This window comes from Bacillus sp. DE0042 (assembly GCF_007680225.1).
In the GTDB taxonomy this organism is placed as follows: domain Bacteria; phylum Bacillota; class Bacilli; order Bacillales; family Bacillaceae_G; genus Bacillus_A; species Bacillus_A wiedmannii.
In genome coordinates this window covers 296,850-312,492 of sequence record NZ_VEJP01000006.1, presented here as the reverse complement: position 1 = coordinate 312,492, position 15,643 = coordinate 296,850, and the positions used below count along the sequence as shown (strand labels likewise).

Here is a 15,643-nt window from a genome sequence, read left to right as displayed (position 1 = left end):
TCTATCTCACTTTACTGCTCCATATAGCTTTTCTATCTCATGCTCGATTTGTTTTACATCGATTCGTTCAAATAGTGGCTGCACACTATCAATTCTATTCGGCAACGTGTTTTGAGGCTCCCAATTTCGGTTCACAATCGATAACGTGTTTCTAACTCTTTCACTTGAAAATGGTAAAAACGGTTCAAGGAGATTTGCAAAATTAGCGATAAGATACACACAGTTATAAATCGTTTCTTCGCATGAAGCTGGATCATCTTCTCTTTGTTTCCAAGGCTGTCTCTCATCAAAGTATTTATTTGCAAAACGTACGGCATCAAATATTGTTTCTAACGCCACCTTAAATTTAGTTTGCTCAATCAACTCTCCTACATTTTTATATAATCCTTCTACTTTATCTTTCAGTTCTACATCAATACTCCCCTGCGGCACAATGCCATCATAATATTTTTCAATAAACTTTAATGTCCGGTTCACAAAGTTCCCGTATGCACCTAACAATTCACTATTATGACTGTAAATGAATTCACGCCATGAAAAATCAGTATCACGATTTTCTGGTGCATTTACTGTTAAAAAGTAACGAATAGAATCTGGATTGTAACGTTCTAATATGTCAGGCACCCATACTGCCCAGTTTTTACTCGTAGATAACTTTCTTTTTTCAACTGTTAAATATTCATTCGAAACGATATGACGAGGAATGGCTCCTTCTCCTATTCCAAGCAATACCGCTGGCCAAATGATGGAATGAAACGGAATATTATCCTTTCCGTGCACATAATATGTTTTCGCTTCTCTATCCCAAAACTCTTGATCATCTTTCCCTGTTTCTTCAGCCCAATGTTTACTCGCCGAATAATATCCTGTCACTGCTTCAATCCATACGTAAATTTTCTTATCTTCATACCCTTCTACTGGAATTGGTACCCCGATTGGTAAATCACGTGATACGGCCCTATCTAGTAATCCTTCCTTTACATATCTCTCTGTTAGTTGAATCGCATTGTCACGCCATGCCCCTGTTTGCTTTGCGATTTCTACAGCCCTTTTAATTTGCTGCTGAAATGTATGCAATGCGAAATAGAAATGCTCTGTTTCCTGTATCGATGGCGTACTACCACATAACTTACATTTCTTTTCTAGCAAATCGAGTGGATCTAAAATAGCTGCACACGCATCGCATTGATCTCCTCTTGCTGCTTCATGGCAATGTGGACAAATGCCTTCTACATAACGATCAGGTAAAAACTGCGTACATGCTTCGCAATACGCTTGTTCCACTGTCCTTTTATAAATATAATCTTCTTCTAATAAACGTAAAAAAACTTTTTGAACAGTTTCATGATGGTGCTCGCTATCTGTACGTGTATAGCAATCATACGTAAAACCAAGTTTATGAAAACATCGCTGGAATTCTTCATGATACTTATCAGCAATTTCCTTCGCCGTCACACCTTCTTGTTTTGCCCTAATTGCAATCGGTGTTCCATTACAATCACTTCCCGAAACATACAACACATTCTCACCTTTTGCCCGGTAATAACGTGCTAAAATATCTCCAGGTAACAAACTCGCAATATGTCCAAGATGTAACGAACCATTTGCATACGGCCAAGCGCCTCCAATAAAAATACTCATCTTACATTCCTCCTTTTAAATATAAAAAAGCCCCGCCCTTATCTTAAAAAAGATAAGGGCGGGGCTTTTTTAAGATAAGGGCGGGGCTGTATAAACAGTCGCGGTACCACCTTATTTCGCCAATTACTCACATAATTAGCCTTAACAAGTACGGAGCTATATGCTCTTATACTGTGGTTTTGATAACGAGTACCAACTCTCGTCACCGCCTACTATTATCATTTGATAAGTTCAGAACGAAGCTCAAAGGCCATTGTTCAAATGAATATTCTTGCTTCTTCTCAGCTACCGAAGCTCTCTGGACAGAATGATTTCATTCTACTTTTCCTTTTCAACGCTTTTATATATAACACGTATTTTACGACTTAATTGCAGAAAAATCAAACTTAAATTCAAAAAGAAAAGGAAATCCCCTTCTCCTGCAGAATAACTATACGTTCACAAAAGGAGTGATACGATTGAATCAAAAACAACTAAGCACACGTAATGAAAAAAGCTGGAATGCAGCTGCTTATGAAGCTTGGACGAATCGCCACGGGGCACCAGCCGATTATGCAAAAAAGCTTATGAAAGATCCCGTGCGCGAAGTAGAACACTATTTACCTTACATACAATCTCCAAAAGGAAAACGTATTATTAACTTACTCGGGTCAAAAGGAAATAAAGCCGTTGCTCTCGCTCTTTTAGGCGCTGATGTAACAGTTGTTGATATTTCAGCAAGTAATGCAAAATATGCAAATGAACTTGCGGAAGCAGCAGGTGTCTCTATCCAGTATGTCGTTTCTGATGTACTAAATGTGCAGCTCTCCGAATCATTTGATATCGTATTACTGGAACTTGGTGTACTCCATTACTTTCTAGATTTAAAACCGCTCTTTCAAAAAATTGCTACCATGCTTAAAGGAGATGGAACGCTTATCCTTCGTGACTATCATCCTGTTTACACGAAATTATTAGGAGTAGACCACCCATCATTTCGGGCCAATGGAAATTATTTCGATGAAGAATTGATTGAAGATGATGTGGCTTATAGCATCCTTCTTACAGAAGCGCAGAAAGAATCATTGCCTAAAACAACCATCCGTCGCTGGACGCTAGGAGAAATTATTACAACACTTGCACAAGAACATTTTAAAGTTGAAAAACTAATTGAAGAACACGGGTCTCATCAAAGGTGGGTCTTCCCTCCTACTGCACCGGAAGGAATTGAAGAACATATACCAGGTCTATATACATTAATTGCGACAGCATGCAAAAAAGGATCCCTTCACGGATAGGATCCTTTTTGCATGCTCACGCATATAAGTTGAGGTTGGAGATTACCATAATTCTGTAGAATAGGACACAAGATATTTCAACATTTCGTCTCTGACTTACGTCGTCAAAAAGGGGTATGACCAACATAACGAAGAGTAATGTTACAGTTGATAGTGATAATCGTTATCAACTAATTAAAAGTATACATGATGTTATTTCAAATTACAATAGCATTTCTAATTTTTATTTATGAACTTTTTGATATACAAATGTATACATTTTAAGAACATTTACTCATATTAATCTGCCATCTTCCATTATCTGCTATAATTTTCATTGAACAGATTAATAACTTCATAATGGTGTTTTTATTAATGTCGTTCTTAATATTTATAAATCATAATAAATAGTTTTTAAAGGTAGGGATAACGATGAAATATGTTAGTATTCGCAAAAAACTACTGTTCACACTCTTAAGCATTTCTTCTTTATTTAGTATTGCTCTTATTGTTATTCTTTCATTCGCTATGAACCAAGCAAGCGAAATTGAAACGTTAAAAAATGATGTATCTAAACGAGCAACAATTTTAAAAGAACGTGGTGATTGGTTCCAAGCACAAGTTGCCGGTTTACAAGAATATTTACTGTCACATGATCAAAAAGGATTGGATAAATTCAACCGAGAAGGAAAAAAACTTGCTGATACTAGAGAGAAAGTAACAAGTGATAAAAAACTCCCAGAAGGAATGAAAGAAGCGATTTTAATGGGAGCAAAATGGCGAAGCGTCATAGATAATGAAGCCCTCCCTCTCGCTCGCGAAGGAAAATGGGACGAAGCATCCAAAATCGCTTTAGCTCAAACCGATTATGTAAACAATCTTTTAAGCCGTTTTACTAAATATGCAAATGAAGAAAATGATAAACGTGACGCATTAATTGCTGACGTAGAGTCTTCTTCATCTCTTATTCAATATATTATTTTCTTCTCTCTCATTACATGTACGTTAACATCTATTTTATTAGCATGGTGGTTCTCTGGGAAACTCGTTAAACCGATACGACAAATTGATGAGAAATTAAAAGAATTAGCCTCTCAAGATGGCGATTTAACTGCTAGATTACACGTAACGAGTAAAGATGAAATTGGTGATATCGCCAATTCCTTTAATCAAATGCTCGCTAACTTACAACGTATCATAAAACAAGTGCAACAAACATCAACAAGTGTAAAAGAAGCGTCTGAAAATGTGTTTATCGAAACCACTGCTTCTATGGAAAATACAGCAAAAACCGAAGAAACTATGAATGCTCTTGAGTATAATATTCGTTCACAAGTTTCAAGTATCGAAGAAAGTTCAACTGCAATGGACGATATGACAACGAGTGTTCAGCGTATTGCAGAATCTGCCTCCTCTGTTGCTAGCCTAGCTGTTACAACTTCAGAAAAAGCAGATAGTGGGAATAAAGTCATTGAGAAATCTATTACACAAATGCATACAATTAACGAAGCTGTTAACGCTACATCACAAGTAGTAGAGCGACTCATTACACATACGAATCATATTGATACTGCACTTCAATCCATTTCTAATATCGCGGAACAAACGAATTTACTCGCTTTAAATGCTTCAATTGAAGCAGCTCGTGCTGGCGAACATGGAAAAGGATTCGCCGTTGTTGCCGATGAAGTACGAAAACTTGCTGAACAATCTCAGCTAGCGGCAACTGACATTAACCATTTACTTCATCAAATTCAAGCTGACACAAAAATAGCAAATGAAATGATGACACAAGGTCAGTCAGAGGCTTCGGAAGGGATTACAGTCATTCGTACCGCTGGATCTTCATTCTCGGAAATTGTTAACCACATTAACAAAGTCTCTACACAAATGCAAGAAATGTCTGCAACTGCTGAAGAAATGGCCGCAAGTTCAGAAGAAATGAATGCAGCTTTAAATAACATCGCCTCTATTTCAAATGAAGTTGCCGCCGAAACATCACAAACAGCAACTTCGGCTGGTGACCAAGTAAATAAAATGAGTGTCGTTGCTAAAAAAGCTTCTGAAATGAAAACGACCGTACAAGAACTTGAAGTTCTCGTTTCTCATTTCAAAACAACCGTTTAAAGCGAAACTTTCATTTATCCTTTTATAAGCTTCAAATTATTAAAAAGAGAGATTTACAGTCTCTCTTTTTTCACCTTAAAATATCTCTTTCTATCTCTCATTCCGTCTGCTATAATTCCTAAAGGAAAGAAGAAAGCTTTATTCCCGACGGAGTAAAGCTTTCTTTCAATTTTTTGCATTTGTTAATTCTAATACTAAGATTTCACAAGGAGGCTTTTTATCATATGAATTTTATTAGCATTCGAAAAAAACTAATGTTCATGATGGGAACGATTTGCGCTTTATTTGGCATCGCCTTAGCTTTTATTTTATTTTTTGCTATTGACCAATCTCGTAAAGCTGAAACATTACAAAAAGAAATTTCTCCTCTGGCAACAGAATTGAAAGAGCGTGGAGACGCTTATCAAGTACAACTTTCTGCTTTAAGAGGTTATTTACTACAACACGATCAAGTAGAATTAGACAAGTTTAACGAGATGAGTAAACGTCTGGAGGATTCAAAAGATAAACTTCTTTCTAATCCAAATATTTCTCAATCCGTGAAAGATACAATGAATTTAGGGTCCACTTGGAGAAAATTTATTGAAGAAAAAGTCTTCACCCTTGCAAAAGAACAAAAATGGGAAGAAGCTTTACAAGTGGCTTCTACAGAGAATGGCTCTGTTTATAAAGTAATTGGTGATTTCACAAATTACAGTAATGAACAAGCTAAGTTACGTGATCAATCTATCAAAAAAATTGATCAATCTTCACTACAAATTGAATATGTTGTCTTCTTATCACTTGTTATTTGTATTATCGTAGCTATCATTCTTGCATGGTGGTTCTCTGGTAAGCTTGTAAAACCAATTCAACAAATTGATAGTAAACTAAAAGAATTATCATCTCAAGAAGGTGACTTAACAGCCCGCCTACAGGTAAATAGTAATGATGAAATTGGTGCGATTGCAACATCATTTAATAAAATGTTAGAAAACCTACAACATATTATCAATCGTGTTCAAAAAACATCCGTAGAAGTACAAAACGCTTCTGAAAATATGCTAGAAAAGACGAATATATCACGCGAGGCAACAATAAGAGTTCAAAGCTCGATGTCTAGCTTAAATGCAAATATTCAATCGCAAGCCTCTAGTATGGAAGAAAGCTCAACTGCAATGGACGATATGACAGTAAGCGTTCAGCGTATTGCTGAATCTGCTTCATCTGTAACTGAACTTGCTGTAACTACATCTGAACAGGCTAACGATGGAAGTTCAGTTATTCAAAAATCCGTTTCACAAATGACCACGATACACGACGCGGTAAATGCTACGTCAGAAGTGGTCGAACGTCTAATCACCCACACGAAATATATTGATACAGCTGTACAATCTATTTCTAATATCGCAGAACAAACAAACTTACTTGCTTTAAATGCATCTATCGAAGCAGCTCGTGCTGGCGAACAAGGAAAAGGTTTCGCTGTCGTAGCTGACGAAGTTCGAAAACTTGCGGAACAATCTAAAACAGCGGCAACAGATATTAACCAATTACTACATCAAATTCAACAAGACACTGAAACTGCAAGTTCTATGATGTCACAAGGTCGTTCGGAAGCATTTGAAGGTATTCATGTCATTCGTGAAGCTGGCAACTCTTTCACAACGATTGTGGAACAAGTAAATAAAGTATCTACTCAAATGCAAGACATCTCAGCAACCGCTGAGGAAATGGCTGCAAGCGCTGAAGAAATGAACGCTTCACTGAATAACATCGCTTCTATTTCGACTGAAGTATCTAGTGAAACAGCGGCAACAGCACAATCTGCTGAGAAAAAAGTCATTACGATGAATGAGATGACACAAACTGCTAAACAAATGAAACAAACAGTTGAAGAATTAGATCAACTCGTATCTCATTTCAAAACTGAATAGCTTTCAAAAAATATTCCTCTTCCAAGAGGAATATTTTTTTGAGCTCATTCCCTGCATTATATATATATATCCGTTATAATGAGAATCGATATCATTAATATGCAGGGGGTGCTACACATGTCACAACAAGCATTTGAAGAAAAGTTATATGCAAACTTAGAAGCTGTTATTGACCCTGAACTAGGTGTTGATATTGTTAATCTTGGATTAGTTTATGACGTTACAGCAGATGAAAATAATAATGCTGTCATTACGATGACGATGACTTCTATCGGTTGTCCAATGGCTGGGCAAATTGTATCAGACGTAAAAAAGGTATTATCAACGAACGTACCTGAAGTCAATGAAATAGAAGTAAATGTCGTTTGGAATCCGCCCTGGTCTAAAGAACGCATGTCACGTATGGCGAAAATCGCATTAGGTATTCGTGACTAAATAAAGAAAGACCTGACATCCTAGTCAGGTCTTTTTCTCTTATTATTTTACGCCTACTGCATCATAAGCTTTCGTTACAGCTTGTACAGCTTTAGAGTTTTTACCATATAAATCTTCAGCTGACTGCAGAGCAGCTTGACGCATCATCTTAAAGTCAGAGTTTGCAGTTAAATATTTCGTAAGAGCACGGTAATAAATTTTTTCTGTCGCTTCACGGCCTACTCCAGTTACTTTCACACCGTAATGCTCTCCGCCATCAGATACTAAATATGCAGCTTTATTGTTAATACTACTGTTAATATGAACGCCGCCATTATCAGCTGTTCCAGTGTAGCGTTTATTGTAATGATCTGGGTAACCTTCACCTGGTTTTAATGGATTTGGAATAGATGCTGGATCTTTCAGAGAACGAAGTGCATCACCAGGTTTTCCAGGTGTATAAATGTCAGCACCTAAATCCCAGCTCTTCTTCTCAACCATGACACCCATAATATCAGATAACGATTCATTTAACGCACCTGACTCATTTTTATAAACAAGGTTTGCTGTATGTTCAGTTACAGCATGCGTTAATTCATGGCCGATAACATCTAGTCCAGCAGATAATGGAATAAACGTCGTACCGTCTCCATCACCATACATCATTTGTACACCGTTCCAAGCTGCATTATTCCAGCTTTCTCCAACGTGAACAGTAGAAATAAGCTTCGCACCTTTATCATCGAAAGAGTTACGATTAAATGTCTTTTTGTAGTAATCATATACTTTTCCTGCATTTACATGCGCATCAACCGCTGCTTTATCTTCGAAGAACTTAGATTTACTCTCAACTTCTTCTCCTGTGTATCCAAGCCATTGTGAGAATAAGTTAAACAAGTTTTCATCCATATTTTCTGCATCAAATGTATGAACACCTTGTCCTCGTTTACCATCAAACAAGTTGAACGCTCCTGTTTTCTCATCTTGAGCAATTTCAAATGATTGTCTATCGCCTAGTACTCCGTAACCAAATCCTGTAATGTGATCTACAGCGTTATATTTCTCAATCACATTTCCATTCGTTGCATCAACAAAATAATGCCAGTATCCTGGAGCTGGTTTTGAAATCGATGCTTTAACTAAGTATGCAAGATAGTACTTCCCATCTTTTTCATACACAAATAAATCTTTTTTCACACCGTCATAATTCTTTACTTTACCAACTTCTTTTTCAATATCTGCCTTTGCAATCGTTTCAGCTTGCTCTGCACTAATATTTGCAAACGAAGGAATATTTTTATCCTCTAAATTCGGAATAACTTGTCCGAAGAATGCTTTTACATTATTTTCTTTATCTAGTGTAACAGTCTGATCTGAACCATACACAGGAATATTATTATGTTTTTCAACTAACTTCACATGTGTCGTACCAGATTCAGCATCTTTTTCCTCCCCAACGACATTGAAGTGTTTATCAATATTTCCTGCTAATTTAAACATATCTTTCTTACTCTCTAAATATTGAAAGACCGTCTCTTTTTTATCTAGTCCTTCTGGTGCTTTCCATTCTTCACCTATGTATGCAGGTGTTTTAAATTCTTGATGATATTGAATTTTTTGTTCTTCTGCTTTCGTTGTCGTTGCTCCAAATGTTCCAAATCCCCCGGCTATAACAGTTAACGCTAATGCTGATGAAATGACTTGCTTTTTCACTATAACATTCCCCATTCCCATAAAGATTTTTGACACTTTTATACAATTCTTATTTTCCGGGCTAATACCTTTTTCTAAATATTGAGAAAGTTTTTTCTGACAATTCCACTCAAAAAAAGAGGACATCAATTCGATGTCCTCTTTTCCATAAACGTTCTATTGTCTTTTCAATTCGATTGCTAAATAGTGTGATTGCTCTTTCGCTTCAATATGAATATCTTCTTCTACTGCTTCTGCTGCATCACGCATAACAAGATTTTCACCATTTATTACACTACTCCCTTCAATTTGTACAAGGTACAATTGACGGCCTTCTTGCACCGGGAAATGAATTTCTTTTCCAGGATCTAACGATAAAGAATATAAATTCGCATCTTGGTGAATACGAATTGGTGCCTCTCCTTCTACTGGAGATACCATATGGAACCATTCATTTTCACGCTTGCTCCAATCAAATGTAAACTCACCATAGTTTGGTTTATGATTCGCACGATCTGGTAAAATCCAAATTTGTAATAAACGTAGTGTTTCATTTCCTAAATTATGCTCGCTATGAAATACACCTGTGCCAGCACTCATATATTGAACATGTCCTCGCTCAATTGTTCCGCGATTCCCCATGCTATCCTCATGTGTTAAAGCACCATCTACAACGTACGAAATGATTTCCATATCGCGGTGCGGATGCATATCAAAACCAGTTTGTGCCGCTACTAGGTCATCATTAATTACACGCAATGCTCCAAAGTTCATGTTATTCGGGTTATAGTAATTCGCAAAGGAAAAATGAAAATGTGTATTTAACCAACCGTGATTTGCTCTTCCCATATTTTTATGATCAACTTTTCTAAACATATCCTTCACCTCACATTATCTCGAATTCAAGATTTATTTTAAAAATTTTTCTCACTGTAATTTTTTTAGTAATTGTAATAATTGATGTTGTTCTTCTACATTTAAATTTTGAAACTGCTCCGCTTGGAACGTTTCTTGAGGCGGGACGATTTCTTCATATAAAACTTTTCCCTTTTCTGTTAACGAAATATATTTTGTAGTACCTTCTTGTTCACGATGAATCCACTCCAGCTGCTCCATTTTATTTAATAGCTGCGTGATATTTCCCTTCGTAACAAATAGTTTATTTCCGAGCTCTTGCTGCGTTAGACGATTATGTCCTCCAACTTGAGCTAGCACATCAAACTGAGCGGCAGATACATTCCATTCTTTCAAATGCTGATTCGTCTCACGAATACTTTTGTTATAAAAACGTGATAAACGAAACCATAATAGTAATCCGAGTCTATCTTCTGTCTTCATTCTATCACCTCGCTCATTTCATACCATTAGTTTAGAACTAAACTTTATAAAAGTCAATCACTTACTTTTAGTAATCAACAAAGAAAGCACAGTGCCATTTCTCCACTATGCTTTACATTAACTTTCTATTTTTATATTCATCTAACTTCCTCTCCGCGAACTTTCTCGCATCTTTCTCAATCCATCTATCTTCGTACACTTCACTTCCAACATACAATACTTCTCTCTTATGCTGCATCGCATGACGAAACTCATGCAGTAGTGTTTTGAGCACCTGCTCGTACTCTTCCCACATACAAACAAAAATTAATTGTTTTTCTTTATGATAAAAACCACCTACTGGGAATAAGAATTCCTCTTCTTCTTCTCCTAATGATAGAAGCACATGATTCGCATCACACGTATCACAAAAAACAACTGGTGTTTTACATACTTCAATCAGTGAAAACAAATCATCTCTAAGCCTTTTGACATCCCAAGGAAGCTCCGAATCCAACACATACCAATTCTCAACTTGTTGATATACATTTTGAAACTGGAGTTCCATTTCTCTATAATCCCCTTTCCAAACTCCCTTTTCCTATATGTATGCCACAGTATGTAAAATATTAAACCTACTCTTTCCCCTTTCGAAAAATGACAATAAAAAAAGAATCTATGTCAGCATAGATTCTTTTTACGTAATCACTTTTTTTTCATCACTTTTTTTAATACAAAGTAACCAATTGCACAAACAATAGCTGCAAGTGCAAAGTATTTCACATATGGCCCAGCTACTTTATTAATACTTTCCCACTCTGTTCCTAATTTAAAACCTAAATATACAAATACAATTGACCATGGAATAACAGCTAATGTAGTTAGCGTAATAAACTTAGCATGTGACATTTTCGCAATACCCGCTGGTATCGAAATAGCATGACGCACAACAGGAATAAAACGCGCTGTAAAAATAACGCCAGTTCCGTAACGATTAAACCAATCTTCAGCATAATCAATATGTTTCTTTTGAATTAAAATATATTTTCCATATCGCTCAAGGACGGGTCTTCCTCCGTACCGACCGATCCAATAAATGAATAGTTGTGCAATTACACCACCAATTGTACCGAACGCGACAGCGCCCCAAAACGTAATGCTTCCTGTTGATACTAAATAACCTGCATAAGACAATACGATTTCACTCGGAATAACCTCTAACATCAATCCAAGCATAATTCCCCAATAACCAAGTCCTTCTAGAAAAACTAAAACGGAATGAATCAACTCTCCTAACATCATGTACCTCTCTTTACTGTTTTCATTGCAAAAAATAAAAGTACAAGCAGTAAATATCTTGTACTTTTATTTTTTTAAAATTAGCTAGTCTTCGTATCCCACTTAAAGATTTTATTTAAAAATTTATATACATTCTTTGACTCTTTCGTCAGAAGTGGACCTAAGATCGATAGTATAAGCACGTATAGTGCCGAGAATGGTTTCAAGACTGACATTAAACCACCGGCGATGCCGATATTGGCCATAATGATGGAGAATTCTCCTCTTGAAACGATTGTTAATCCAATATTTGTTGACGCTTTATGAGATAATCCAGCTTGTCGCCCTGCAATCATTCCTGCAACAAAGTTTCCGATGATTGTAAGAAGGACAGCACCTAATGTTAACCATATCGCTCCGCCTAATGAAAACGGATCAATGCTTAATCCGAAACTGAAGAAGAAAATAGCTCCGAAAAAGTCTCTAAATGGAACAACGAGATGTTCAATTCTGTCACTATGCTCTGTCTCAGAGAAAACTAATCCTAAAAGAAGTGCTCCAATTGCTTCGGCAACGTGAATTGTTTCCGAGAAACCTGCAATAAAGAATAACGAAGCAAATACTACAATAATGAAAATTTCATCTGAACTAATATTGAGCAATTTATTTAATAAAGGTGTCGCCTTTCTAGCTACAATAAAGAATAGAAGCATGTATCCTAAAGCAATTCCAATTGAAGTAAGAGCACCTAGGAAGGAAGCATGATCTCCTAGAACTAAACCAGATACGACTGATAAATATACAGCAAGGAATATATCTTCAAACATAATAATTCCTAAAATTAATTCGGTTTCATTATTACCAGTTCTTCTTAAATCCACTAACACTTTAGCAACGATAGCACTAGAAGAAATCGTAATAATACCCGCAATAATTAAAATTTCTAGTAAAGGGAATCCCATTATAAATCCGTATAATAATCCAAGTGAAAAGTTAATTAAAATATAGATTGTTCCGCCAATCGCAATAGAACGTCCAGATTTAATTAGTTTTTTCATCGAGAACTCTAGTCCTAGGTAGAACAGAAGGAACAGAACACCAATCCGTCCAAGGAAGGAAATGACACTCGCACTTTCAATAAATTTGAGATCGATAACACCTATTGTCGGTGCGTGCGGTCCTACTAACATCCCAAGAACAATTAGAAAAGGAATTACTGAGAATTTAAACTTTCCAGCAATTACCGCCGCAATTGCTACTAAAACTAAAGCTGTACCAACTTCAAAAATTAACGTATCCATCTAGTCAGTCCCCCTATTCGAAAGTAACTCATTAATAATTTTTTTAATTTCTTCTCTCTCACCTGAAACTACAAGCATATCGCCTTCTTCAATTACCGTTTCTGGTCCTGGATTGAATAGCTTTTTCATATTCTTTTTCATAACTGCAATAATCGTTACGCTATATGTTTTTCTTATTTCAAGGTCGCCAATTGTTTTTCCGATTGCCGGAGCTGCATTCTCCACTTTAAACCACTCAATTGCTAAACCTTCAAAGACCATTTCAACATTTTCTAATGCTCTAGGTTTGTATACCATTCCACCTAATATTGCTGCAATTTGTCTCGCCTCTGAGTCACGTAATGAAATACTTGAGATACTTTCTTCATGATCTGAATCAAAATGATACATTTCTCTACGCCCATCATCATGAATGACAATCACCATCTTTTCGTTACCTTTCGTAACGATTTGAAACTTATAACCAATACCCGGAAGTTCACTTTCTCTAATATTCATATTTAGCTCCTCCATAACTTCTTTATTTTAATTTTCTGTTTTTCTGTCTTTTGTTCATCCAATCAATTTTAGAAATTCTAACCATTCAGGATACCTATGACTTGGAAATCTTTTATTGTAATAATAAGTGGCTCCTAAAAAAATACTTAAAGATGTAATGATAAAAAATATATTACTTCTCATTTTCAAACTCTTAAGGCTTATATTCAATAAAGATTCTTCTTTCAAATTATCCCCTCTTTCTCGTTTTAAATTTAGTTTTTTAAAATGTAAATAATTCTAAAAATATTACGATGTAACATAATCATAACACAAAATACGTTTATGTAACATAATTTTTTAGAAAAATTGATTCTCGTATATTTTTTGCATATAATTTTCTTATTACGGAAAAAAGGAAGTGTATTATATGGTTGATATCTTTAGCAGATTCCTTGAGGTAACGAATAATATTTTATGGTCATATATTCTTATTGCAATGCTAATCGGCTTCGGTCTTTATTTCTCTTTCAAATTAAAATTCGTCCAAATTACTCATTTCAGTGAGATGGTCAGTTTAATTAGTAAAGGGTTTAATCGAAAAGAAAAAAAGAAAGATAGCATCTCTCCATTCCAAGCATTTTGCTTAAGTGCAGCGGCACGTATCGGTATCGGAAACTTAGCTGGTGTAGCATTAGCCATTTCAATGGGTGGACCCGGCGCAATATTTTGGATGTGGTTTATCGCTATCCTTGGAGCAGCTACTAGTTTCGTAGAATGTACGCTCGCGCAAATTTATAAAGTAAAAGATGGAAGCAGGTTCCGTGGTGGACCAGCATATTACATGGAAAAAGGATTAAACAAACGCTGGATGGGTGTTTGGTTTTCACTTCTTATTACAGTTGCGTACGGATTAATTTTCAATTCTGTACAAGCAAATACAGTAACAATAGCGTTTGAAAATGCTTTTGGACTAGAGCGAACGATTGTAGGAGCTCTATTAGCTTTATTAGTTGCAGTTATTATTTTTGGTGGTATCAAGAGCATTTCACGTATTACAGAAATGATTGTCCCTCCAATGGCGATCATTTATATCGGTGTGGCTATTTTTGTCGTAATTAACAACTTCAATATGTTACCAAGCATTTTTACAGAAATATTTAACAGCGCATTTGGTTTAGACCAAGCTATCGCTGGTGGTATTGGAGCAGCAATCAAATTCGGAATTCAGCGCGGTTTATTCGCGACAGAAGCAGGTATGGGTAGCTCCCCTAACGCAGCAGCAACATCAGATGTATCTCACCCTGTAAAACAAGGACTTGTTCAAGCATTAGGTGTTTTCGTAGATACATTCTTAGTATGTACATCAACAGCGTTTATCGTATTATGTTCTGGACTTTACAAAGGATCGAATTTAGAAGGTATTGAATTAACACAACGAGCATTAAGTTCACAAATTGGACCGTGGGCAAGCACTTTCTTAGCGATTATTATTTTCCTATTCGCTTTCAGTTCTTTACTAGGAAACTACTATTATGGTGAAACAAACATCGCATTCATTAAAGAAAGCAAAACATGGTTACTGATTTATCGTGTTGCAGTTGTCGGAATGGTGTTCTTCGGATCTATCGCTGCCCTTCAAACGGTTTGGAGTTTAGCTGATTTCTTTATGGGACTAATGGTATTCACAAACTTAATTGCCATCTCATTCCTTAGCAAGTTTGCATACGCAGCCTTATTAGACTATATAAAGCAAAAGAAACAAGGAAAAGATCCTGTCTTCGTTGCAAGTTCTATCCCTGGCTTACAGAATACAGAGTGCTGGGATGGACAGGATGTAGAAGAGAAGCAAAAGGCTGTATAATAATTAAAAGCGGAGGTGACTTGCTCAGAACAGGAGCGAAATGACCGACTGTTCTAGTCACCGGAGTTGGATATCATTTAAAGCAAAAGCGGCTCGTTTAGAATCGCAGGGCATTGGAGCTCTCGACCTTGAAGCGCTTTTTGCTTTGAGCGAGAGAGCGAAATGACCGGAGATTCTAGCCGCTGGAGCTGGATATAATTAAAAGCAAAAGCGGCTCGTTTAGAACAAGAGCTATATATCAAACAAAATCCCTATTACTCCACAGTAATAGGGATTTTTATTTATAACAGTTCATAATTTGTTCAAATTAATTCCAGCAAAAGGGTTGATTTATACAAATTACTAGATTATAATGATTAT

Annotated in this window: 13 protein-coding genes and 1 other annotated feature; of the genes, 5 read left to right on the top strand and 8 right to left on the bottom strand. The window is 36.2% G+C overall.

Annotated features, from left to right (window positions below; all coding sequences use genetic code 11):
* Positions 1–6 precede the first annotated feature (6 nt).
* Entirely contained in the window at positions 7–1,641 is a 1,635-nt protein-coding gene (gene metG, locus FS802_RS22205) for a methionine--tRNA ligase (RefSeq protein ID WP_000021555.1), read from the bottom strand.
* A gap of 73 nt (positions 1,642–1,714) precedes the next feature.
* Positions 1,715–1,985: a binding site (T-box leader), on the bottom strand.
* A 114-nt stretch (positions 1,986–2,099) separates the two neighbouring features.
* Between metG and FS802_RS22200 the strand changes: the two genes are divergently transcribed.
* The 4 genes from FS802_RS22200 to FS802_RS22185 all read left to right on the top strand — a co-directional run bounded on the left by FS802_RS22200 (position 2,100) and on the right by FS802_RS22185 (position 7,375).
* Entirely contained in the window at positions 2,100–2,918 is an 819-nt protein-coding gene (locus tag FS802_RS22200) for a class I SAM-dependent methyltransferase (protein WP_001072278.1), read from the top strand.
* 411 nt (positions 2,919–3,329) lie between these two features.
* Positions 3,330–5,024, top strand: coding sequence for a methyl-accepting chemotaxis protein (locus FS802_RS22195; protein WP_098720811.1), 1,695 nt, complete (start codon positions 3,330–3,332; stop codon positions 5,022–5,024).
* A gap of 224 nt (positions 5,025–5,248) precedes the next feature.
* Positions 5,249–6,940 carry a methyl-accepting chemotaxis protein gene (locus FS802_RS22190; protein ID WP_001009430.1) on the top strand — a complete coding sequence of 564 codons (1,692 nt, stop codon included), beginning with the start codon at positions 5,249–5,251 and terminating at the stop codon, positions 6,938–6,940.
* A 117-nt stretch (positions 6,941–7,057) separates the two neighbouring features.
* The gene (locus FS802_RS22185; protein ID WP_000082523.1) at positions 7,058–7,375 is read left to right on the top strand and encodes a metal-sulfur cluster assembly factor; all 318 of its coding nucleotides are present in this window, start codon (positions 7,058–7,060) and stop codon (positions 7,373–7,375) included.
* A gap of 42 nt (positions 7,376–7,417) precedes the next feature.
* Here the strand turns inward: FS802_RS22185 and nprB are convergent, their stop codons facing one another.
* The 7 genes from nprB to FS802_RS22150 all read right to left on the bottom strand — a co-directional run bounded on the left by nprB (position 7,418) and on the right by FS802_RS22150 (position 13,440).
* Positions 7,418–9,067 carry a neutral protease NprB gene (gene nprB, locus FS802_RS22180; RefSeq protein WP_033657710.1) on the bottom strand — a complete coding sequence of 550 codons (1,650 nt, stop codon included), beginning with the start codon at positions 9,065–9,067 and terminating at the stop codon, positions 7,418–7,420.
* Between the two features lie 156 nt (positions 9,068–9,223).
* On the bottom strand, positions 9,224–9,922 hold the full coding sequence (locus FS802_RS22175) for a pirin family protein (protein WP_098720812.1): 699 nt from the start codon (positions 9,920–9,922) through the stop codon (positions 9,224–9,226).
* A gap of 51 nt (positions 9,923–9,973) precedes the next feature.
* Positions 9,974–10,384 (bottom strand): MarR family winged helix-turn-helix transcriptional regulator, encoded by a 411-nt coding sequence (locus FS802_RS22170; RefSeq protein WP_000845461.1) that lies wholly within the window; start codon positions 10,382–10,384, stop codon positions 9,974–9,976.
* A gap of 112 nt (positions 10,385–10,496) precedes the next feature.
* Positions 10,497–10,931 (bottom strand): DUF3920 family protein, encoded by a 435-nt coding sequence (locus FS802_RS22165; RefSeq protein WP_000422829.1) that lies wholly within the window; start codon positions 10,929–10,931, stop codon positions 10,497–10,499.
* Between the two features lie 137 nt (positions 10,932–11,068).
* A complete protein-coding gene (gene uptA / locus FS802_RS22160; RefSeq protein WP_000900216.1) occupies positions 11,069–11,662 on the bottom strand; it encodes an undecaprenyl phosphate transporter UptA in 594 nt (197 codons plus the stop codon).
* An 80-nt stretch (positions 11,663–11,742) separates the two neighbouring features.
* Positions 11,743–12,942: a cation:proton antiporter gene (locus FS802_RS22155; RefSeq protein WP_000380224.1), complete on the bottom strand. Its 1,200-nt coding sequence runs from the start codon at positions 12,940–12,942 to the stop codon at positions 11,743–11,745.
* Entirely contained in the window at positions 12,943–13,440 is a 498-nt protein-coding gene (locus FS802_RS22150) for a cation:proton antiporter regulatory subunit (protein ID WP_001026069.1), read from the bottom strand.
* Positions 13,441–13,849: 409 nt separating this feature from the next.
* Between FS802_RS22150 and FS802_RS22145 the strand changes: the two genes are divergently transcribed.
* Positions 13,850–15,283: an alanine/glycine:cation symporter family protein gene (locus FS802_RS22145; protein ID WP_098653599.1), complete on the top strand. Its 1,434-nt coding sequence runs from the start codon at positions 13,850–13,852 to the stop codon at positions 15,281–15,283.
* The last annotated feature ends 360 nt before the right edge of the window (positions 15,284–15,643 follow it).